At 35.6% G+C, this 22,808-nt stretch carries 16 protein-coding genes; 9 read left to right on the top strand and 7 right to left on the bottom strand.

The genetic code is table 11. The annotated features are described in order from the left end of the window. Positions 1 to 80 precede the first annotated feature (80 nt). The 5 genes from prlC to Q4503_RS00710 all read left to right on the top strand — a co-directional run bounded on the left by prlC (position 81) and on the right by Q4503_RS00710 (position 4,813). A complete protein-coding gene (gene prlC / locus Q4503_RS00730; RefSeq protein ID WP_303601121.1) occupies positions 81 to 2,144 on the top strand; it encodes an oligopeptidase A in 2,064 nt (687 codons plus the stop codon). Positions 2,145 to 2,182: 38 nt separating this feature from the next. Beyond that, positions 2,183 to 2,938 carry a DNA-3-methyladenine glycosylase I gene (locus tag Q4503_RS00725; RefSeq protein ID WP_215971748.1) on the top strand — a complete coding sequence of 252 codons (756 nt, stop codon included), beginning with the start codon at positions 2,183 to 2,185 and terminating at the stop codon, positions 2,936 to 2,938. A gap of 71 nt (positions 2,939 to 3,009) precedes the next feature. After that, positions 3,010 to 3,738 carry a class I SAM-dependent methyltransferase gene (locus Q4503_RS00720; RefSeq protein ID WP_368506793.1) on the top strand — a complete coding sequence of 243 codons (729 nt, stop codon included), beginning with the start codon at positions 3,010 to 3,012 and terminating at the stop codon, positions 3,736 to 3,738. Positions 3,739 to 4,339: 601 nt separating this feature from the next. Continuing rightward, positions 4,340 to 4,603: a hypothetical protein gene (locus Q4503_RS00715; protein ID WP_215971746.1), complete on the top strand. Its 264-nt coding sequence runs from the start codon at positions 4,340 to 4,342 to the stop codon at positions 4,601 to 4,603. A gap of 81 nt (positions 4,604 to 4,684) precedes the next feature. Then, positions 4,685 to 4,813: a hypothetical protein gene (locus Q4503_RS00710; RefSeq protein WP_289847514.1), complete on the top strand. Its 129-nt coding sequence runs from the start codon at positions 4,685 to 4,687 to the stop codon at positions 4,811 to 4,813. Positions 4,814 to 5,076: 263 nt separating this feature from the next. Here Q4503_RS00710 and Q4503_RS00705 read toward each other — a convergent pair whose 3' ends face one another. Then, positions 5,077 to 7,395, bottom strand: coding sequence for a helix-turn-helix domain-containing protein (locus Q4503_RS00705; protein ID WP_303601119.1), 2,319 nt, complete (start codon positions 7,393 to 7,395; stop codon positions 5,077 to 5,079). 386 nt (positions 7,396 to 7,781) lie between these two features. Here Q4503_RS00705 and Q4503_RS00700 point away from each other — a divergent pair, with 386 nt between their 5' ends. Both Q4503_RS00700 and add read left to right on the top strand, forming a co-directional pair. Next, entirely contained in the window at positions 7,782 to 10,667 is a 2,886-nt protein-coding gene (locus tag Q4503_RS00700; protein ID WP_303601118.1) for an insulinase family protein, read from the top strand. 576 nt (positions 10,668 to 11,243) lie between these two features. Continuing rightward, positions 11,244 to 12,266, top strand: coding sequence for an adenosine deaminase (add, locus tag Q4503_RS00695; protein ID WP_303601117.1), 1,023 nt, complete (start codon positions 11,244 to 11,246; stop codon positions 12,264 to 12,266). A gap of 137 nt (positions 12,267 to 12,403) precedes the next feature. On the opposite strand, the gene Q4503_RS00690 is transcribed toward add, so the two are convergent. The 3 genes from Q4503_RS00690 to Q4503_RS00680 all read right to left on the bottom strand — a co-directional run bounded on the left by Q4503_RS00690 (position 12,404) and on the right by Q4503_RS00680 (position 15,425). Next, the gene (locus tag Q4503_RS00690) at positions 12,404 to 13,300 is read right to left on the bottom strand and encodes a hypothetical protein (protein ID WP_303601116.1); all 897 of its coding nucleotides are present in this window, start codon (positions 13,298 to 13,300) and stop codon (positions 12,404 to 12,406) included. A gap of 121 nt (positions 13,301 to 13,421) precedes the next feature. After that, positions 13,422 to 14,297: a tetratricopeptide repeat protein gene (locus tag Q4503_RS00685; protein ID WP_303601115.1), complete on the bottom strand. Its 876-nt coding sequence runs from the start codon at positions 14,295 to 14,297 to the stop codon at positions 13,422 to 13,424. Between the two features lie 228 nt (positions 14,298 to 14,525). Next, the gene (locus Q4503_RS00680) at positions 14,526 to 15,425 is read right to left on the bottom strand and encodes a LysR family transcriptional regulator (protein ID WP_303601114.1); all 900 of its coding nucleotides are present in this window, start codon (positions 15,423 to 15,425) and stop codon (positions 14,526 to 14,528) included. 125 nt (positions 15,426 to 15,550) lie between these two features. Here Q4503_RS00680 and Q4503_RS00675 point away from each other — a divergent pair, with 125 nt between their 5' ends. Both Q4503_RS00675 and amt read left to right on the top strand, forming a co-directional pair. Then, the gene (locus Q4503_RS00675) at positions 15,551 to 16,036 is read left to right on the top strand and encodes a VOC family protein (RefSeq protein WP_215971740.1); all 486 of its coding nucleotides are present in this window, start codon (positions 15,551 to 15,553) and stop codon (positions 16,034 to 16,036) included. A gap of 730 nt (positions 16,037 to 16,766) precedes the next feature. Beyond that, positions 16,767 to 19,835, top strand: coding sequence for an ammonium transporter (gene amt / locus Q4503_RS00670; RefSeq protein WP_215971739.1), 3,069 nt, complete (start codon positions 16,767 to 16,769; stop codon positions 19,833 to 19,835). 114 nt (positions 19,836 to 19,949) lie between these two features. On the opposite strand, the gene Q4503_RS00665 is transcribed toward amt, so the two are convergent. The 3 genes from Q4503_RS00665 to Q4503_RS00655 all read right to left on the bottom strand — a co-directional run bounded on the left by Q4503_RS00665 (position 19,950) and on the right by Q4503_RS00655 (position 22,737). Further along, positions 19,950 to 20,516, bottom strand: a complete 567-nt coding sequence (locus Q4503_RS00665) for a UbiX family flavin prenyltransferase (RefSeq protein WP_215971738.1) — start codon at positions 20,514 to 20,516, stop codon at positions 19,950 to 19,952. 180 nt (positions 20,517 to 20,696) lie between these two features. After that, positions 20,697 to 21,218 carry a non-heme ferritin gene (gene ftnA, locus Q4503_RS00660; RefSeq protein WP_303601113.1) on the bottom strand — a complete coding sequence of 174 codons (522 nt, stop codon included), beginning with the start codon at positions 21,216 to 21,218 and terminating at the stop codon, positions 20,697 to 20,699. Between the two features lie 121 nt (positions 21,219 to 21,339). Further along, positions 21,340 to 22,737 carry a M28 family metallopeptidase gene (locus Q4503_RS00655; RefSeq protein ID WP_303601112.1) on the bottom strand — a complete coding sequence of 466 codons (1,398 nt, stop codon included), beginning with the start codon at positions 22,735 to 22,737 and terminating at the stop codon, positions 21,340 to 21,342. Positions 22,738 to 22,808: the final 71 nt, after the last annotated feature.

The raw sequence follows: 22,808 nt of genomic DNA, 5'->3' as shown, positions 1-22,808 counted from the left end.
TCGCTAAGTAAATTTCACTTGAATATTGAATATTTGTCATCACATACTTTAGTATCGTTCATCTATTTATACTGACTATTATGACTAATCCTTTATTACCGCAAGCTATAAAAAATCTTGATTTACCTGCCTTCTCACAAATAAAACCAGAGCATATTAAGCCTGCGGTAGAGCAAGCTATAGCTGATTGTAAAAAAGTCATTAGTGACACATTAAGCAATAACACATTGTTTACATGGGAAAATTTAGTTTTACCAATAGACGAGGTAGATGACGTTTTATCTAAATTATGGTCACCCGTTTCTCATATGAATTCCGTACTAAGCAGTGATGAATTGCGTGAAGCTTACGAGTCTTGCTTACCTTTATTATCAGAATACGGTACTTTTGTTGGTCAAAACCAAAAATTATACCAAGCCTACCAAAGCTTAAAAGATGGTGAATCATTTAAAAATTTAGATACCGCTCAACAAAAAGTTATCACTAATGCCCTACGTGACTTTAAATTATCAGGCATCGCCCTTAATGATGAAGATAAAAAACGTTACGGCGAAATTGTGAGCCGCTTATCAGACTTAAGCTCAAATTATAGTAATAATGTTTTAGATGCGACTCACGCCTTCACTGTAAATATTACAGATGAAAAAGATTTGTCTGGATTACCTAAAAGTGCGCTAGCTGCTGCTAAAGCCTTAGCAGAAAGCAAAGACGAAACAGGCTATTCATTTACGCTAGATTTTCCTAGCTATTTACCGGTAATGACCTATTGCGATAACCGTGATTTACGTGAAAAAATGTACAGCGCCTTTGTTACCCGTGCTTCCGATCAAGGACCTAATGCAGGAGAGTTTGATAATAGTGCCATCATGAATGAAACGTTAGCACTACGTCATGAACTGGCAAACTTACTTGGTTTCTCTAACTACGGTGAAAAATCTCTAGCCACTAAAATGGCGAATAGTACCGATGAAGTAATGAGCTTTTTGCAAGGATTAGCAGTAAAGTCTCAGCATCAAGGCGAACAAGACATGCAAGAGTTAACAGACTTTGCACAAAGTGAATATAACCAAACCGAGCTGCAGGCTTGGGATTTAGCTTATTACAGTGAAAAATTAAAACATAATCGTTATGCTATTTCTGACGAAGAACTACGCCCTTATTTCCCGAAAGACAAAGTAGTCAATGGCTTATTCGACGTTGTTCATAAACTATTTGGTTTAACAATTAAAGTACGTGAAAATGTAGATACCTGGCATAAAGATGTGTCTTTTTATGACGTTTTCGATAAAGCCGGTGAATTACGCGGCAGCTTCTACTTAGACTTATATGCTCGTGCTAAAAAGCGTGGTGGTGCGTGGATGGATGAATGTGTTGGTCGTCAGCAATTAGCTAACGGCGATATTCAATATCCTGTTGCTTACCTCACTTGTAATTTTAATGGCCCTATTGGTGATACACCTGCACTTTTCACTCATGATGAAGTAGTTACTCTTTTCCATGAGTTTGGTCACGGTTTACATCATATGCTGACACAAATTAATGTAAGTGGTGTCTCAGGTATTAGTGGTGTTCCTTGGGATGCAGTTGAGTTACCAAGTCAATTTTTAGAAAATTGGTGCTGGCAGCCCGAAGCACTAGCCTTTATATCAGGACACTTTGAAACAGGCGAACCATTACCACAAGAAATGCTTGATAAAATGTTAGCTGCGAAAAACTTTCAGTCGGCAATGCAAATGCTACGTCAATTAGAATTCAGTATTTTTGATTTTACTATGCATGCTAATTATCAGCCTGATGCAGAAAATAACAACACCTACATTCAAGATGCGTTAAATAAAGTACGCGAACAATATGCTGTCGTTAAAGCACCAGAGTTTAATCGTTTCCAACACGGTTTTAGTCATATATTTGCAGGTGGTTATGCCGCAGGCTATTACAGCTACAAATGGGCAGAAGTATTATCTGCCGATGCTTTTGGTTTATTTGAGGAACAAGGCATTTTCAATACCGATACCGGACAAGCCTTTTTAACTAATATTCTTGAAAAAGGTGGCAGTAAAGAGCCAAGCGAATTATTTAAAGCATTTAGAGGCAGAGCGCCAGAAATAGAAGCCTTGCTACGTCACTGCGGTATTAAAACATAAATTAAAGCATAAACTGAAATATAAGCTGAACAAAAATAATGACTATAGATACACACATTAATACCACAGAAAAATTTAGCCATTTATACCAGCGTGCTGCAGAAAGAAAAGGTGGCACGCATGCGTTGGAAGTATTACTTGGCCAAAAAATTGTTGGCAAAAAATTATTGCCTGATAGTGCTGCTCAAGAAAATGTGTCAAATTTAACTGATGACCGTATTTTATCGGCTTTTACCAAACAAATTTTTAAATCAGGTTTTGTTTGGCGTGTGGTAGAAAATAAATGGCCAGACTTTGAAGACAGCTTTTTCAATTTCAACATTGAAAAAGTGTTAATGATGCCTGAAGAAATGTTAGAGAAAAAGGCTGCCGATCCTAAAATAATTCGCAATTACAACAAAGTAAAAACTATTCAAGCCAATGCGCAAATGATTTTTGAACACCAAACAGAACATAATACCAGCTTTGCTCAGTTTATTGCCGAGTGGCCAACTACCGATATCATTGGTTTATGGACTTTTTTGAAAAAACACGGTCAACGCCTTGGCGGGAATACCGGCCCTTATGCTTTACGCTTGCTAGGCAAAGACACTTTTATTCTTAGTTCAGACGTTGAAGCTTATCTCAGAGCTCAAAAAGTGATTGATGGTGGCTTACAAAGTAAAAAAAGCTTAACGGCCATTCAAACTTACTTTAATCAGCTACAACAAGAGTCGGGTTACAGTCTTACTCAATTAAGCCGTTTAATCGCGCTTGCTAGTGGCGATAATTACGTTCATGTTGTACAAGCTTAATGACTAATTCACTCCTCCCAAATGTTGCTGTAGCGTATTGTGATGCCGTTAACAGCGATCAATGTAAACGTATTGCCAAGAAATGGAACCTAAACTACATAGGCGATGCGGCAGCAGCAAATAAACAACCACAGTTACATTTTCTATTACAGCTTAATCAACAAGCCTTAGAGCTGTTAAAATTAGACGAACCGAAACTAGGTGGCGTTAAAGTCGATTTTGTTGAAGGCGCTACTGCTCACCGCAGAAAGTTTGGCGGTGGCCGAGGTCAAGATATTGCCAAAGCAATTGGCTTAAAACACGGTTTTACGCCACATGTGTTAGATGCCACTGCTGGCCTTGGCAGAGATGCTTTTGTGCTAGCGGGCTTAGGTTGCCAAGTCACCTTAATGGAGCGTATGCCGATAGTGGCAGCTTTACTCGATGATGGCATAGAACGCGCAAAACTCAACAGCGAAGTAAGTGAAATAGCTAACCGCATGACACTTGTGCATGCTTCATCGATTGAAAACATGGACTTAGCACAGCAAGTCGATGTGGTTTATCTTGATCCTATGTACCCACACCGTGAAAAATCAGCGGCAGTAAAAAAAGAAATGCGCGTATTTCAATCATTAGTAGGTGAAGACCTCGATGCAGATGCACTACTTGAACCTGCCTTAGCCCTAGCTAAATATCGCGTGGTAGTTAAACGCCCTAGCTATGCGCCACCACTTAACAATATTAAACCAAGTACTTCAATCAAAATGAAGAAAAACAGATTCGATGTTTATGTTAAGCGAGCGATACCAAAAGTTTAAAACACTTGAGCACATGGATACCCGTTCCACTTGAAGATGCTCGTTTCAGTATGTCTGAGCGATTCATTATCAAGGCTCATTTTTTTATGAAGGGTTGTTCCCTGAAAAGAAATGTAACGCAGAGTATGATTTGCTCAACCTTATGCAAGGGCTGGTTTAGAAACGCTTTATGCTGCGTTATTGATTTTGATAAGGGAATAACCATTGTCTCCGTACTGCGCCTTGAGCTAATTTCCTAGCTTAGCTCTGAAACGGCATATTCAAGTGGTTTGGGTATATCTATCAGATATAGAGGTGTTAACAGCTCAATTATACAGTCTCCTCATATTACTTTTTCTGCGTAATTCAACTGATTAGTTATTTTTCTCTAATAATGTTTTGATAAGGTTTTATTTAAATTGTTTAATATCAGTCGTTTATATTTTATTGATCTCATGAATATATTGCTATGGCTTTGATAAGCGACATTCTTCAGTAATCTATTTAATCTTGTACTCGTCAACAGCACTTAACTCTTCTGGGTAATAAAGGCTCGTGAGTAATTGCTATGGCTACTTATATTTCTATCATTTAATTACTCTAAATAGAGAAAGACTTTATCATGATCAATAGTATTAATTCAGCAATCCATAACAAATTAGCAATGGTTAGCTTTGCCATTTTATTAGCATCATTTTGTCAATCGGCAATTGGTGCTCAAATAACAAATGAACAAAAATATCAACTAATTAAGTCTGCAAAAGTCGATATTGAATCGACTATGCCTAAAATTATTGCGGATGTTGTAGCGGAAAATCAAACGAATATAACAACAAGCCAAAGCCAAACACTAGCAACGTTGCTATTGCCAACTTCAAGTAAATAAATTCAATAATTAGGGCAGCAAGCCTATTTTAAATCGTAAAATAAAGGGAATGTTATGTAATATTTACCATAAAAAGTGACGGTGCTAGCTAGCTTATGTGCAAGTATTACTTTTGCTAATACCGCTAGCGCAGAGTCTTCTGTATGGAAAGTTTCAAAAAATAGCGATGTTATTTATGTCAGCGGTACAAGTTTATCAGGCCATCCATAATAGTTTGCTGACATTTTAATGAGCCTTACTTAGCGAAGTGTAGATACTGTTATGCAAAGGCCCGTTCACAAAAAATCAGCTTATCAGATACATCGTATTGTGTGACCAGAGTTGAGCACTCGCATGGAATACTTTAATGAACCCAGATAGTGCTGATAGTGCTGATAGTTGAATTTAAGCGCTCCTTGAACGCAGGTATCGTTTACACAAAGGTACACTATACCTGAATGGTGATACGCTCGCAGAGCCGCTACTGGCTATGGTTAGGGCAACGGTGTAGCAGACCAAGAAATGCGTTGTACTTGTGTACTTCTTTCATTAGTTAGTGTGGTTAAAAGCTTGTTAGATGCAGCTTTTAGAACTATGCCCATTGAATCTTGAGGCAAGGCTATTTCTTCTACTTCACCTGTTAATATATGCATTCTTGCTAATGATAAAGGATCGCCAAGGCTATAAAAATAATCATCGCGCAAAGCAATTGAACACCAACACTGAGCTAGTGTAATCGTTATTTTCTTGGTAAACGCATTCTGCGTATTTTTATCTTGCTCATACGTTAAGTTAAATAATGTATTATCATTAATATAAAAAACCTCTCCTCGCTCATTTTTAAGTAATTTTTGACCACCTTCAAATGTTAGCTGTGTATTTTCTCTTGTGAGCAAATTAAATTGCCATATTTGACTTACTTTATCTTTTATTGTGGAATAAAGAATAGTTTTATCGTTATTTGACCATACATAACTACTTACTTTAGCTTGATCTAATTCAGGTATGCTATGTAATACTCCTGTTTTTAAATCAATAAATTCAAGTTGATTATTACGATTAAATAATAAGTACTCTTCATTGTCTGATAAGACTAAAACGTAAATAGCCTGTTGTTCTTCTGTTGAAAAATTACTAATTTGCTTTTCTGTACTGTCATCAGCTTGCCAAATTTGATATTGATTTGTTCTACTAGAGATAAAATAATGTGAGTTTTGCTGTTTTCTAGAGTAAGTAGGGTAATAGTCGTTACTATCAGAACGATGGAGCATAGTTACCTTTTTTTCACCTTTTGAAAATATATTATCAATTTGGGCCACTTGTGCTTGTGTGCTAGCAGCCTCAGATGAAAACAGTTGATTGCTATCGAGGAAGCTCATTCGACTTAAATATTTTTTTATTGGTAGCTCTATTGAATTCAAAGCTCGATTGTGAATATTAATAAAACTTAATGTTTTTTCTTGTAATACCCCAATATGTTCGCCGTCAGGCAGCCAGGCGATTGTTACACTCGATAATTCTTCGGCTTGCTCATATAGTACGCGTTGCTCACGTGTCGCAATATCCAGTAAATAAAGCTTTGCGGGACTATTTCGTTCATACCAACGGTAAAGTAATTGTTTACCGTTAGGTGAAATAAGCATGTTAGTTACACCATATTGAGCATCACCAGAAGGAACTAATACTGTGCTTTTTTGGGTTTTAATATTATATTGGTATATTTCCTGTCCTAGCTTTTTTTCATCTAATTCAATATAAAACATGGTATTACCGTCAATACTTAACTGCGCCATGCTACGTGCTTGCTTATCACACTCTTTGATAAGCCGCGGTTCTGGAATATTGTTAATATTACTCAAATCAAACGTTGCGTAGTGGCACTGAGATTTTAAATCAGTAGTTTCGACCAGTAAAATACGACTGTTAGGCTGCCACGACATAGCGCTTATATGCAAATCGTTATAAGTGAGTTTTATTTCTTGTTGGTTACTTAAGCTTTTTATATAACTACTGGTTATGCCGTTATTTTTATTTGTATATGCAAAAATATTTTTATCTGGCGAAACTAAAGGATGTGTTTCAGAGCCTATATTCCATGTTGCGGCGGTAATATTTACATTTTTTGCTATAACAGGCGTTATTTTTTGTAATGTTTCAATATCACTCTTATTCGTCTGCGTTGTGATTGCCAATGGCGTGTTAGGTTCATCGTTAACTACCTTAACGTCGATATTAAAGTCGATAAAAAGATTAATGGTCAGTAACAATACCAGTAATATTAATAACCAACGATAAGAAGAAAATTTAATAGCAGGTTTTAGTGTTTTGGTTTGAGTTGTATTCGCCGTAATAGTACTTTCAGTGTTTATTACTTTAGGCGATTTTTCTTTTATGTCATTGCTATTATCTAACACTTCATTTGTTGTGATTTGAGTGGTATCCAAATCGGTAGCTAAGTCTGTAGTTACCGCGGTATGAGCGGTGATATTTTCAGCGTCATTAATGACTTTTTTTGGTGTTACTGTGAGAGAGTAGCCTTTACGGTAATGCGTTTTGATTAAAGGGGCTTTATGCTCAGGATGAGTTAACTGCTTTCTAAGTTCTGATATCGCACGATTAATTGCATTATCATCAACAAAACTCTGTTGCCATACATTCTCTACTAGCTCTTGGCGAGGAATAATGCGATCAGGCTGACTGATAAAGTAGGTTATTAATTTAAAGCTGAGCGGATCTAACTCTCTTTCAATAACCTTTGAAGATATTATACAGCGAGCAGGTAAAAGTAACCAAGGACCAAGTTTATATTGCACATTTTATTACTAGAAATAACCAAGAATGAAAATTAACATTTCAATAACAATAACGCAATAAAAATAGATTAATTAATAGGTTAATTCGAAATGTTATTGAATTATAAGCTTTTGATAAGGTTTACTTCTATGATGTCAATATTCACTGTTTTTATTGTGTTTGTTTGTTTTTACTGTTTATTTTCAAAGGGTTGTTTTTTATTTTAGTGATGAATAGAATCCTAATGCTTTGGTAAGCGACTTAGTCAATCTTTTTGGTAAAATAGCGGTTGTTAACATAATTATAATCAGTCAAATTATTCAAGCTAACAACAAATAAGTAAATGGTACGCTAAATAGCAATACTATAGTTAGCTTGATTTATTCATATTTCAAGGGAAAAAAACATGAAAAAAACATTCACACTCAGTGCTATTGCGCTTGTTATGATGACCGCGTGTTCTCAAACACCTTCTACGCAAAATAATGCAGCAACTACAGTATTAGCGCCATTAACAAACCTTGCAGTAAGCCCTAATGATCAACGAGATTATCGTACCGTTAAGCTAAGTAATAACATTGAAGTGATATTGGTTTCAGACCCTACAACTAAAAAATCAGCAGCAGCATTAAATGTTGGTGTAGGCTTATTACAAGACCCTATGGAACAGCAAGGTTTAGCGCATTACCTTGAGCACTTACTATTTTTGGGTACTGAAAAATACCCTGAAACTAGTGAGTATTCTGAGTTTCTCAAAGAGAATGGCGGAACTTTAAATGCGTCAACATGGTTAACTTATACCAACTATATGTTTAAGGTGAATAATAACGCTTTTGATGAAACTCTTGATAGGTTTTCTGACTTTTTCAAATCACCAAAGTTTTACCCTGAATATACAGACAAAGAGCGTAATGCGGTTAATTCAGAATGGTCTATGCGTGGTGAGTTAGACTTTTTTGCACAGTTTAAATTGTCACGTAGCATGATGGGTGAACATGCAGCTAACCGATTTTTAATTGGTAATTTAGAAACGCTATCTGATAAAGAAAATAGTAACTTACATAAAGAAACTGTCGATTTTTATAATAAATACTATTCATCAAATATTATGAAAGTTTCAATGGTCAGTAACTTACCATTAGATGAAATGGAAGCCTTAGCAACTAAGCACTTTAGTAGTATAATTGATAAAAATATTGAAAAACCAGAAATTAAACAAACACTAGACTTTACTAAAGTAGGTAGTAAAAAAGTTTATTTCAAACCGAATCAAGATATTAAGCAACTAAAATTAGACTTTACCATTGCTAATAATATGAGTCAGTTTACCGTTAAACCTAATCATTTTATTTCATATTTGCTTGGCTCAGATATGCCGGGTACACCAGCACAAATTTTAAAAGCTAAAGGTTGGATAAGTTCATTAGATGCAGGCGCTTCTGCCAATCATTACGGTAATTATGGTGAATTCAGTATCACATTAGATTTAACAGATGATGGTATGGCAAATCGTGATGAAATAGTAGCTATGATTATGCAATACATTGACCTAATAAAAGCGAAAGGTGTTGATGAAAAATACTATAAAGAAATAAAAACAGCTTTAGATAACGAATTCCGCTTTTTAGAGAAAGGTGATGAATTTAACTATGTCGCTAATTTGGTTGATAGCATGCAAGATTACTCAACCAATTATGCGATTAATGCGCCTTATTATTACGGGCAATTTGACGCACAAGCTATTGAAAATGTACTCAGTCAATTAACGCCAGAAACATTACGTATTTGGTATGTGAGTAAAAATGAAAAAGTAACTGAAAAACAACACTTTTATCAAGGTGAATATCGTATTGAAGATATTGGCGCTGATGAAATAGCTAGCTGGAAAAACAACGTAACTACAGTACTTTCTTTACCGTTAGTAAATCGCTTATTACCTGAAAATTTCGATATAAAACCACAAAATTCAAACCAACAAAAACCTGAATTAAAAGTTGAGCATAATGGTGTGAAAATTTGGCATTACCCAAGTCAGTTATTCGCTGAACAGCCTAAAGGTATTATCAAAGTTGATATTAATAGCGGTGAAGCCATTGCTAATATAAATACGCAAGTAGCATTAGCTATTTGGCAAGACGTTTATAATTTAAAGCAAAGCTTGTTAATGTCTGAAGCGCAAGCTGCAGGTATTAGTACTAAAGCCTCAGCAGGTAAAGGCATGACATTATTTGTTGATGGTTTTACTGACAAACAAAGTACGTTATTAAATAGCTTATTAACAGATTTGACGCCAAATGTTGATGAGCAAAGTTTCTTACAAGCAAAAGATCGTTATATGCGCGATATTGCTAACATTCAAAAGCAGTTTGCTGTTCGTCAAATTGGTGGTGCTTTCACTAAAGTAGTTAGGAAAGATCAATTTGAAAATAGCGCATTAATTGAAGCGGCTAATGTTATGACGTTAACTGATTTTAATAAAATAGTTGCTCAAGTAACTAAAAACAACCAACCAAGAATTTTTGCTTTTGGTAATTACAGTCAAAAAGATTTAAAACAAGTAGCAGTACTTGTTAGTAAGGCTTTAGGCACGGATAAAAAAACCACAAGTTATGCTAAAAACGTGTATTTGAAACCAAAATCAGGGCAAGTATTAAGCTACCAACAAGATATTGCTGCAGCAGATATTGCTTTACTTGATGTGTATTTTCATGCAAAAGCAGGGTACCGATCACTTGCGACAGCAAAAGTGTTAGCTAATCACTTTACTTTTGAAGCTTCTAATCAGTTACGTACTGAAGAGCAACTTGGTTATGCGGTAGGAGCTACTGATATGGCGATGGATAACTACGCAGGTATTGGGCTTTATATACAGTCACCAGTGCTAGATTTAACGGCAGCACAAGCGCGCTTCGATAGATTTAATGTTGAATATAAAGTATTGCTTGATGCTTTAACGCAAGAGAGCTTTGATAAAATTAAAGATGGCGTATTAGTGAGTCTTACACAAGCGCCTAAAAATTTATATCAAGAAATTTCACCTATGTTTTCAGATTGGGAAAAAGAGAACTGGAACTATGACTCAAAAGCTAAATTAATTGAGCAAGTAAAAAGCGTTAGTTTAACTGATATTAAAAATTTCTATAAAGCTACATTGGCTAACCCTAATGCTGCACGCGTGAATGTGCAGTTACGTGGCACTAAATATCAAGATAAGCCTTTCGCAACGTTAGCTAATCAAATAGTTATTCAAGATGCTGCAACGGTTGCTAAAAAGGTTGATTATCAAAAATAAAGTTTATGATTATTATTGATATAAGTACTTACCATTGTTGTAAATAATATTTATCATAGTACTAAAATGCCAGTCAATGAACTTGACTGGCATTTTTTATGTGAAAATTTTAGGTTTAACCAATAATACCAATTACACTAACTAAGGAGCATTTTCAAATGGCCTTAAACCAGTCTCACAAGCGAGCAGAGAATCCCTGTTAATATTACTCTAAACATGATCATGGTTTAACAAAAGCTAACGTCAGCTTTTGGCTAGAAACCAAAGTATAAATTTAATCACTTGAAGCTCCCCCTTAATCATTTAATTTTATTACATGATTAACTTGTCGTGCGTTTTAATTGAATTTATTTGTCACTGTATGGTTACATCAGTCTATGGTTATAGCGACAAATATTTCTGTTAAACATTAGTCCTAAATATCGCACTAACACAGTGCGTGTACTCTTTTTTAGTGCATTTATTCTCACACTAATCACCAATATAAACTAGCTATACTAGTAACTAAAGCGCTGCGCTGTTGGTATCATGTTTGCTTATTCATTACTAATTAAATGAATAGAGAGTAATGATTACATGCAACGTTTTATTGAAAACATGCCAAAAGCAGAATTACATGTGCATATTGAGGGTACGCTCGAGCCAGAATTAAGCTTTGCACTGGCCAAGAAAAATGATGTCAAATTAAGTTATAAAACGCCTGGTGAGTTAGTTGCTGCTTATGACTTTAATGACCTACCTTCTTTTTTAGCCATTTATTACGCAGGCATGAATGTGTTGATAGAAGAAGATGACTTTTATCAATTAACATACCAATATTTAAGTAAAGCGAGAAGCCAAGAAATCTTATATGTTGAGATATTCTTCGATCCACAAGCACATACCGTTAGAGGGATAAGCTTTGAGACAATTATTACCGGTATCCACAAAGCGCAAGTTGATGCTGAGAAAAACTTAGGCATTAAAAGTCAGTTAATTATGTGCTTTTTACGCGATATGAGTGCTGAATCAGCTATGCAACATTTAGTATTAGCAAAACCTCATCTGGATTGGTTAGTTGGCGTCGGTTTAGATTCTGATGAAAGAAATAACCCACCAAGTAAATTTTATGAAGTGTTTTCTGAAGCAAAAAAATTGGGATTAAAGCTCACGATGCACTGCGATGTTAACCAAAAAAATACATTAGTACACATTAAACAATGTATTAATGAAGTACAGGTTGACCGCATTGATCATGGTATTAATTCTTTAGAAAGCAATGAATTATGTGAGCTCATTAAAGAAAAAGGCTTAGGGCTAACGGTGTGTCCAGTATCAAACCAATTTGTTGTGCAGTCACTCACTTCAGATGAAATACATCAAATGTTGGCCAAAGATATGTTAGTCACCATTAATTCAGATGATCCAGCCTATTTTAGAGCTTATTTAAATGAGAACCTGATTGAACTTCAAAAAGAAGGAAAATTCTCTCAAGATCAAATAATTACACTCGTAAGTAACGCATTTAAAGTAGCTTGGATAGATGACGCTACCAAAGAGAATTATTTACAGCAATTACAACGCTATGTAAGTGAATACAATTTACAGCATTTAAATTAAATATAAAGTAGCAAGCGATAAAGACAAAAACTACATAAATTTTTCTTGCCCCTGAACCCATGTGTCCTTGGTTTCAGTGGCATAGAAAAACTTTTTTACACCTGAGTACGTATAAAAGTCATCTCCTCGAGTAGCAATTAATGACTCAAACCACTAACATCGACACTAACATAACCAGTGATTACACTGCCGTCTTTTCTAGAGATTGAAAAATTTCCTTCAAAACTATGTTCGTTTGCTGATATTAAATCTATCCAACCAGGATCATCAAACACATATTCTTGAGCGTTATCAAATGTATTAATATTTTCTTGTGCATAAGTCCACATAATAACGCCTAGGAATCCTGCTTCAGTATCTGATGTTCCAAAGTTATATAAACCTGGCGAGGGATTGCCGACAAAAGAAAAAAAGATATCAATGCCTCCCTGTTTACCGTCTTCTGTGACGTCTCTTCCTGAGAACGTGAAGATGTATGTCTTACTCTCATTACGCCCTGATATTGTTTGTTTAATTTGTTGATTACAGATTTCTGCTGTGGCGGAATACTCAAACGGAGCACTTAAATAAATAGTCCCGTCACTATGAGTAGTATCTTTTGAATCGACATAAGTTAGGGTTTTACGTACTAATTTTGTAGTATTTATTCCCTGCCAAATAGTATCGGCTTCAAATTCTTGCACCAAAATACCATTTTTAAAAAGGTATGAGTCAGAAGAATCTACTTCACCTAATGGGAAGTATTCATCATCTGTTTTAGTACCACTATAATCATCACCTGTTTCTGCTGTTCCATCCCAAATTTGCAGACATGTAACGTTTTTTATTCCATTTTCTGTATCATCAATATAAGTTTGAATTTTTTTTGTCGTAGTTTTTAAAATTTGTTGATCACTTTTACTTATATAAGTAATAGTATTTTCTAACAACCAAGTACCTGTCATGTTAGGTATCTCTTTCTTTTCTCTATCAACATCTAGACCACATGCACTTAAATAAAGTGAAATGACAACAATCCCTAGTTTATTAAACATATAAATTCCCTAATTAAAAATAAGTCTAGTGCCCCGTTAACAAAAAATACAATAGTGGGCTGAATAAGCGAAAAAGACAAAAACCAAGTATTGTATGACTTTTAAAATGACAATTTAGACTTTATTGACTAAGTTTAAAGTCTAGTTTTCTTACCTTGATATTAACACCAGAAGCCGTTAATTCTTGATAAAAGTCAACAATGTTACATGACTCAATCTGCTTGCAAATTATTCCATATTTTAAAATTGCAGGTTTATAACTTTGTAACGATGCTTGCTTGAGCCAATAAAGGGCTTGATTAAAGTCCTTTTGAACATGCTGTCCATTGATATACATTTCTGCAAGGTTAACCTGCCCTTTCACATACCCCAACTTAGATGAATCCTGAAAAAACTCAAAAGCAGTTTTTAAATGAGTTTCGCTAAACTGTTCTATTAAGAAGGCTTCACCTTTACTATTTTCTTCTTTACCATAAATTAAATAATTATATGTTTCTTTTGGCTTATCTGGGCTGACGAAGTTACCAAACAACCTATTTCTTATCGGTCTTTTGGCTAAATAAATAGCTTGATTACTATACATAGTTTTAATTGTACTAAGCGAGATATCATATCTTTTAGACTCAAAATAATCTTTATATCTTAATTGCCCATATTGAATACTATTAACTGCTGCATTCTGATATTGATAGAAAAAACGACCATAAAGCAAGGTGATTATATCACCAGTAATATCGACTACCTTGGCGATTCTATATTTTTCATTAGGTCGCAATTTGTCACTTAACAACCTAAAGTCTAAGAAGTAAATATCATTGATTTTCGGCTTAGAAATAATGGCTAAAGTTTGCTCTTCTTCAATGTTGTCGCTTTTATACGCTAAAAAAGCTAACGATAAAGCCACAAATAAGAATAGGGAAGAAATCACTTTAGCTGCATTAGTTACTTGAGGGAACCTAAAGGTTCTTTGTACTGTAATAGCTTTATTAACATACATAAAGTTTATCCCTATACTTCGCTATTAATTTAAGTGCCAGAGCTTGAATAAAATATAATAACGACTAACAAGGAAAAAAGATAATTTTCCTGTATTTATCGGTTATTTGCTACAACACCAGGTATAACTAGCCGTTTATTATAGCTGCCTCTTCGTAATATTAATGTCATGGTTTTTAATTAAGCTATATTAATATCTTATTGTTTAGCTAGTTAAAAATCTAAATCTTCAGCAAGACAAGTTATCAAAGTGCCCTTGTAGTGTGGATATCACGGTTTCAAAACGGGCGGGTAACACTCTATTTCTCTTTTTTACCCTGTATAGGGTTTCTATTACGGGTTTTTGAGGCTGAAATACCTTTAAACGCTGAGGCTCTTTGAACATATCAACGGCGCTTTTAGGTAGTACGGTAAAGCCTAGCCCTTTAGCTACAGGCTCTAATATTTGGCTAATTTGATTAACATAACCGGTCACAGGGAGCTGCTCAATACTCAAGTGACTAAAATCTGATTCGTGACTTTGTTCAAAATACAAAGATAAATAATGTTTGACATCGGGGTGATTAATAAGGCCAAGCTTGGTCAACAAGTCACCACTGTCATCTTCAATTTCAACATTAGCAGGCAACACTAAACACAGCTGTTCACGACCTATTTCTTGTATATCGAATAAACTACTATTTGGCACATCGGTGACAATACCTAGATCAGTTATTCCATTTTGTATTTCATGTAATATTTGATGGTTAGGAGCAGCTTTTAACTGAACAATCAGCTGTGAATGTGCTACTTGTATCTCCAATAATTTGGGATAAAGCATCAAAGCCAGCGCACCTGAGCAAGCTAATCGACAATGGCCAACAAAGGGATTATCAAAACCGAGTTGCTCTAGTAATTCGTGTTCATTTTTTACTAGCTGTTCAGCGTATTGATAAACCAATAACCCTTGCTCGGTCAGATCGAAGCTTTTTTTATCTCGCTGAATAAGAGCCTGACCACAAGCCTTTTCAAGCTTATTTATGTGTTGGCTAACACCGGGCTGTGTCATAAATAGCTTATCAGCAGTTTTAGTAAAGTGACCAGTATCAATAAGCGTCACAAAGGTCTTCAACCAAGTTGGGTTTAGCATCTTAAACACCATTATTTAAAATTATCATTTTGATTATAATTGATAATTTTAAATAATAAACCTCCTATCATAAAATAACGCTATCAAATTAAGTAACGCATAAACAACAACGTTTGGAGTAAATGATGAAAATGAATCACGTAGGCATTATGGTTGGCGACATGGATAAGGCTGTTGAGTTCTACACAAAGGCACTTGAGCTGAAAATTGTAATGAATAATACTAAAGTGCTTGAGGAGCGTGAAACGGCTATCGGTAAAATGTGTATTGCTGTTTTTGGTGAGGGATTCAAAGGCTTTAACATTGCTCATCTAGTAACAACTGATGGCATTGGCGTAGAGCTATTTGAAATGAAAGACCGACAGGAACGTCATGAAGTTGATTTTACTCGACTGGGAATTTTTCACTTTTGTCTGCAAAGTGATGATTTTCAAAGTGTGATTGAGCGTACAGTAAAATTTGGTGGCAAAGTGAGAATGGACATTATGCGATACCACCCAGAAGATGATAGCAAACAGGCTAAAATGGTTTACCTCGAAGACCCATTTGGTAATTTATTTGAGCTTTACTCACACTCATATGAAGAAACTTACGCTACCGATTATGAATAATAAATAGACTACAGGGTTCGTGGTAAAAACAGAACCCTTTCGCACTTAACAGCGACAGCTAAACAATTTTATCTATTAATTGGTGCTTTAGCTGCATCGCTTGCTTAAATTCGTGCATCAACTCAAAATATTTACTTATAAAATTATTTCATATCAAGTCACTACACAACAATATCTGAGCCTCGACAATTATAACTTAGTGCACCAAAACTATACATTACGCTCAATTTTAGAGCACAAACACTCTACGACTAAACTTGTAAAGTTTGCCTAATGTTACCCATTAATAAAAGTTTGGCATTAGACGAAATTGTCTGCTGCCACTCAAATAAAGAGCAGAAAACAGAATTAAGTAGTTGCTTTAAAGCATATCTTTTATGTTTTTTATCTCCCTTATAAATATGGCACTGTTATTGCTTTTTCTATAAAGAGTGCATAGAGAGCACTCATAAAATATAAAGTTATATGTTGTTTGCTCACCAACTAACTCCAACAAAATTTCTATTACGACTAAGCGATAGGGCGTCATAAGGAGAAAGCAAAGGTAGACTGTAACCAGGTTTTCACGCTCTGGTCAGCCTTATCCACAATACAAAACGTTCTAATTAACCATAACAGAACAGTGAAAATAAAATACTTTGATTCGACGTAAAGTATTGCCACATCCCGAATTATTTAGTCATAGCGCTGTGCCCTATGATAAAAAGTTACTGACTACAAAGGGAATATTATGATTGATAATCTATGGCTGATAATATCTGCCTTATTTGTTTTTGCTATGCAAGCAGGTTTTCTCTGCTTAGAGAGTGGTCGCACCCGTAGTAAAAATAATATCAATGTCGCGGCAAAAAACATTATTGATTTTATTTTATCCGCCTCTGTATTTTGGTTAATTGGTTTTGGCTTCATGTTTGGTGATTCATTCATGGGTATTATTGGTTTAAGCGGCTTTGTTTTTAATAGCGAGCATACTGCTTTTCAGATTGCATTTTTTCTTTTTCAACTTATGTTTTGCGGAACAGCAGCAACTTTAACCTCTGGTGCAGTAGCAGAGCGTATGACATTTATTGGTTATGCCTACATTACCGTAATTTTGAGTACTATCATTTACCCTATTATTGGTCATTGGGCATGGGCAAGCGCATTTAATGATAAAAATACCGGCTGGTTAGAGGCATTAGGCTTTATTGATTTTGCCGGCTCTACAGTCGTTCATTCTGTTGGTGGTTGGGTGGCATTAGCCGCAATATTAGTTATTGGTCCACGTACAGGTCGTTTTACTAAAGGTCACTTATTCCCTTCTGGCAATAATATACCCATGGCTGCTTTTGGTGTTTTTCTTATTTGGTTTGGTTGGTTCGGCTTTAATGGCGGTAGCACATTAACATTTGATGAGAGTGTGCCAAAAATCATATTAAATACTATGCTTGCCGCAGTATGGGGAGGACTTACGGTAACAGCTATTAGTTATTACCGTGATAAATATCTTAATATTAGTATTACCTTAAACGGTATTATTGCTGGGTTAGTTTCAGTGACCGCTGCATGTCATATTGTTGAACCTGCTGAAGCTGCATTCATTGCCGTTATTGGCAGCATTATTATGTACCAGGGCAATTTATGGTTTGAAAAATTAGAAATAGATGATGCTCTAGGGGTTGTTCCTGCTCATCTTTTCGCTGGTATTTGGGGGACTTTAGCCGTCGCTTTGTTTGGAGATACTGAGTTAAGTATTGGTGCACAATTACTTGCGCAAGCTATTGGTATTGTTGTTATTGGTTTATATAGCTTTACGCTAAGTTATGCCTTAATTCGAATAATCAACTTTTATTCTCCTTTAAGAGTTTCGTTAACAGATGAAAGCAAAGGATTAAATATTACTGAACATAAAGCCAGTACAGAATTAATCGATCTGCTGACTGATATGGAACACCAACAGAGCAAAGGAGATTTTACCAGCCCCGTCAAAGAAGAACCCTTCACCGAAGTAGGACAAATAGCCAGTAAGTATAATCAAGTAATTCAGCGCGTAAGCAGTGAAATGACAAGTCGCGATGAAGCAATAGGACAATTTAAAGTGAGTGAAAAGCGTAAAAGCTCCATTTTAGACTCTTCTATGGATTGTATTATCATTATTGATTGGCGTGGCTTGATCATCGAATTTAACCCTTCTGCTGAACGCACACTAGGCGCATTAAAAAAACACGTTAAAGGCGAGCGTTTTGCCGATCTTTTTGTTTTAGATAAAGATAAACAAAGAGTAGTTGATAGTATTGAACATGCCTTCACCACTCCTGAAGGCTTAATACTAAATCGACGAACCACAATGGAAATTAAACGCGCTACTAATGAAGTTTTTCCTGCAGAAATAACCATAACAAGCGCCAAATTAGGTAATAAATATAAAACAGAGTATACCCTGCACATTCGTGACATAGCTAAAGATTTAAAGCTTAAATCACGGTTACAATTTTTAGCTTATAAAGACCCGTTAACGGGCTTATCCAATCGCGCTCATATGATGAAAGAGCTTTCCATTGCCATTAAAGTTTCACAAAAAAATAATCTAGATGTCGGTTTATATTTTTTAGATTTAGACAAATTTAAAAAAATTAATGACACATTAGGCCATAAGGCTGGTGATAAATTATTATGTGAGGTCGCTCGTCGTTTAAATGATGTCTCTAGAGACAACGACATTATTTCACGTTGGGGTGGCGATGAATTTATCTTTATTGTAACAGGCAAACTTGATGACAATATTATTAGGAACAAAGCTAAACAAATATTGGAAAAAATGAGAACACCCATTGAAATCAATAATAAAGGCTATGAAATTCAAACTAGTATTGGTGTTGCTATATCATCCAAAGGCCTAATCAACGCAGATGACTTAATTCAAAATGCTGATATTGCAATGTATAAAGCTAAAGATGACGGCCGAGATACTTATAAAGTTTATGATAAACGTATGGGTAAAGAAGCGGCTAAAACTCTTAACTATGAGCATGAAATTAAACAAGGTATTGAAAAAAATCAATTTACCCTAGTTTATCAGCCAAAAATTAGTATCAACGCCGACAATATCATTGGTTTAGAAGCCCTTATTCGATGGGAACATCCTGAAAAAGGTGAAATTCTTCCTTCTGACTTTATTTCCATTGCTGAAGAAAGTAATTTGATAAATGAACTCGGTGAGTTTGTTCTTAAAACCGCAATAGAACAACAGCGTAAGTGGTTATCAGAAGGACTTAATATTGTTCCCTTATCGGTTAATATTTCAGAGAGACATATACTTTCAGAAAACTTCTTACACTACCTAGAACAACAGTTAAAGAAAAATAATATTCAGGGGAAATGGTTAGATATTGAAATTACTGAACATGTATTAATACATGATATTGAGCAATGTGTCAGTGTACTTTCAGATATCAAAAAACTTGGTGTTACCATATCAATTGATGATTTTGGTACTGGGTATTCGTCATTAAATTACCTTAAACGATTACCGATAGACACCCTGAAAATTGATCGTTCTTTCGTACAGGAATGCAGCGATATTGATGAAGATCGTGAGATTTGCTCTGCCATTATTCACTTAGCTTCAGTGATGGGATTATCGGTTGTTGCAGAAGGTGTAGAAACTGAATCACAAGCATCAACATTAATAGAGTTAGGTTGTCATGTATTTCAAGGCTACTATTTTTATAAACCTTTGCCTTTAGCGAGAGTTGAAATGCTACTAGCCAAACATAATGGACCTTCATTAACCGAGCTAAAGCCCATTAGCCTAAACTAACATAGCCACGCTGAGAAACTTCCGTCATGATAAGAAGCTCCTATCCTTCAGAGCAGTTTCGTCATTCTGAGCTTGACTCAGAATCCCATATGTTATGCTGTAAAAGATCCCGTATTAAGACTTTTGCCCTGCCCAACGCTTAGTTGTACCTGTGTCGATATCAAACAAATCAAGCACCCTTGACACACTATGGTTAATAATATCATCTACCGTTTGTGGTTTGTTATAAAACGCTGGCATAGGGGGAGCGATAATAGCGCCCAATTGAGAAGCTTCATACATTAGCTTGCAGTGACCTGTATGCAAAGGCACTTCTCTAGGCATTAACACTAATTTCCGTCGCTCTTTCAGTGTTACATCCGCTGCGCGCACTATTAAACTATCCGCATAAGAGTTCACAATTGCTGAGAGGGTTTTCATCGAACATGGTGCGACGATCATACCGTCAACTTTAAATGAACCACTAGAAATATTTGCAGCTTGATTCTTATTGTTATGCACAACATCAGCTAAATCTTCAACATATTTAAGCGAATGCTCTGTTTCAATGCTAATATTAAGTCGCGCATATGAGCTCATCACTAAATGCGTTTCTACCCCCTCAATTTCTTTAAGCATTTCTAATAAGCGAATGCCGTAAATCACACCACTTGAGCCGCTTATACCAATGACTAAACGCATGAAAAAAACCTCTTGAAAACAAAAACAGTGATTAATATACGCAAAAAATACAGAAATAGATTTCAATTAATTGTGTTTTAATGATGTGATTATAGTAAATAATAAAATGATGACGTTGAACGTGGTAAACCACTGCTTCAACGTCTAAAGAAAAGCATATTTAAGGATTACTGCGCTTTATTAAGCCGTTTGCATAATACTTGGCGCTGCACCTTTAGCAAGCTCAGCTAAATCTTTGTCAATAAAGAATAAAGCTTTACCATCTTCGCCAACCATATCAATTTTATCTAAAATGCCTTTGAACAACTTTTCTTCTTCATGTTGCTCTGAAACATACCACTGTAAAAAGTTAAATGTTGAATAGTCTTGAGAGGTAAAAGCAGTGTGTGCTAATTCATTAATCGCTTTAGTCACTAATTGTTCGTGCTCATAAGTTTCACGAAATACATCACCTAACGACTCAAAATCAACTTTAGGTGCTTCAATAGTACCAATAATAGGCAAAGCACCCGTTTCACTTACGTAAGTAAACAGACGTTTCATATGTCCCATTTCTTCATCAGCATGCTTTTGCATAAATTCAGCAGCGCCTTCAAAACCTCGGTCTTCACACCAAGCACTCATTTGTAAATAAAGGTTCGATGAAAAAAACTCTAAATTTATTTGTTCATTTAGCTTTTCAACCATTGTAGCTGCCAACATATACCTACTCCGTTACATTTATTAAATTATTTTCCTGCATTTTACACGTTTTACCACAAAAAAAAATCTATGACTGGCATCAACAACATTATTTTACATTTGAGGTAGTTAGCTATTCAATCTAGTCGCCAAAGCTACCTGCCGCACCAGGAAAAACAACGGGGCTCTCTGTTCCGTCAGCAGCAACACTCGCCACTCCAAAAAAATAGTTATCAATGACAACATTTTTTAACGTAAATTGATTTACATTGCCGACAAATCGGCTAAATTGCCACTGTGATGCATCAGTGAAGCGCCAGTAAATTTTAAAACCAACAAGCTGTGGGTTTTCTGAAGCTACGGGCAACGCCCAAGAAAGTGTTGTATCAGGTTTTACCGTACCCGCTATTTTAACATCTGCCGGTGGTGTTGGAGCCATCGCCATTGAAGCTAAAGAAACAGCATTTAACGACGTTAATTTTGCGGCATAATCAAAATTCACACCGTCGAGTGTATCACCATAAACAACACCATTTTCAGTACGTAAGTCTTGATGTTGACGATTATAGTTTTCGTTAGTTTCCATAATTCTGATCGCCGGAAAGCCCACTTGATTGAAAGGTCGGTGGTGACCTCCTCGACCAAATCGATCTAATCGGTAAATCATCATGGTATCTAAATTAGGAATGTATTGATCGGCAATACGATCTATATAACGCGCTAAATTACGACTAGGTGAGTCAACTTCGCCCCCTGTAAAGCGACGACTTTTCGCTTCACTAGCGGTTTCTGTTGGGCGAGTGCCTTCGGAAAAAATACGAGCAGTGGTATTATTTATAACACCGTTAATACCCTCAATATTACCTATCATGTCATTATTTAAAACAGCTTTAATGCGCCAGCCATCTTTCAATGCCTGTTTAGCCATTATTTGTCCACCAAATAACCCTTGCTCTTCACCCGCTAAAGCGGCATAAATAATACTGCCCTGAAATTTATATTTCGACAATACCCGTGCCGCTTCAATCGTTCCTGCTAAGCCAGATGCATTATCATTAGCACCTGGAGAGTCCGAAGTAAAATTCATCACATCAGATACTCTAGAATCAATATCGCCTGACATCACCACATAACGGTTAGGATCAGATACCCCTTTTTGAATAGCAATAACACTGACAACCTCGGTAGGGTCTGGAATACGCTTTTCACCGCTAATAGTTTCTGATTGGTAATAAACATTAAGACAGCCTCCACATTCAGCAGAAATTTTATCAAATTCAGCTTTAATCCATCGACGCGCTGCGCCTATACCACGGGTAGTTGATTCTGTTTCTGATAACGTATGGCGCGTACCAAAACCGGCTAACTTTTTAATGTCTTGCTCAATGCGGTTTGCTGATACTTCATTGGCTATTTTATGAAGTTGCTCATTATCAACAGGACCAGTTGATGTTGCTGTAGAAATATCACTTGCCAATGATTGGCTTGCAACAATAACAAGTGGCAACAAACTAACTTTATAAAAGGTTTTTATATTCATCTAACATTCCTATTGATTTTTTTAAAAAGGCAAGAAACAAGGCGTGCACTAAAATGTAATTAAAATTCAAT

The sequence above is a fragment of the Colwellia sp. 6_MG-2023 genome, from assembly GCF_030547765.1.
Classification (GTDB): Bacteria; Pseudomonadota; Gammaproteobacteria; order Enterobacterales; family Alteromonadaceae; genus Colwellia.
This window is presented reverse-complemented; position numbering and strand designations above follow the sequence as displayed.

Coding starts and splice junctions, on each gene's coding strand:
- prlC (WP_303601121.1), top strand. CDS start 81: ATGACTAATCCTTTATTACCGCAAGCTATAAAAAATCTTGATTTACCT.
- Q4503_RS00725 (WP_215971748.1), top strand. CDS start 2,183: ATGACTATAGATACACACATTAATACCACAGAAAAATTTAGCCATTTA.
- Q4503_RS00715 (WP_215971746.1), top strand. CDS start 4,340: ATGATCAATAGTATTAATTCAGCAATCCATAACAAATTAGCAATGGTT.
- Q4503_RS00700 (WP_303601118.1), top strand. CDS start 7,782: ATGAAAAAAACATTCACACTCAGTGCTATTGCGCTTGTTATGATGACC.
- add (WP_303601117.1), top strand. CDS start 11,244: ATGCAACGTTTTATTGAAAACATGCCAAAAGCAGAATTACATGTGCAT.
- Q4503_RS00690 (WP_303601116.1), bottom strand. CDS start 13,300: ATGTTTAATAAACTAGGGATTGTTGTCATTTCACTTTATTTAAGTGCA.
- Q4503_RS00685 (WP_303601115.1), bottom strand. CDS start 14,297: ATGTATGTTAATAAAGCTATTACAGTACAAAGAACCTTTAGGTTCCCT.
- Q4503_RS00680 (WP_303601114.1), bottom strand. CDS start 15,425: ATGCTAAACCCAACTTGGTTGAAGACCTTTGTGACGCTTATTGATACT.
- Q4503_RS00675 (WP_215971740.1), top strand. CDS start 15,551: ATGAAAATGAATCACGTAGGCATTATGGTTGGCGACATGGATAAGGCT.
- amt (WP_215971739.1), top strand. CDS start 16,767: ATGATTGATAATCTATGGCTGATAATATCTGCCTTATTTGTTTTTGCT.
- Q4503_RS00665 (WP_215971738.1), bottom strand. CDS start 20,516: ATGCGTTTAGTCATTGGTATAAGCGGCTCAAGTGGTGTGATTTACGGC.
- ftnA (WP_303601113.1), bottom strand. CDS start 21,218: ATGTTGGCAGCTACAATGGTTGAAAAGCTAAATGAACAAATAAATTTA.
- Q4503_RS00655 (WP_303601112.1), bottom strand. CDS start 22,737: ATGAATATAAAAACCTTTTATAAAGTTAGTTTGTTGCCACTTGTTATT.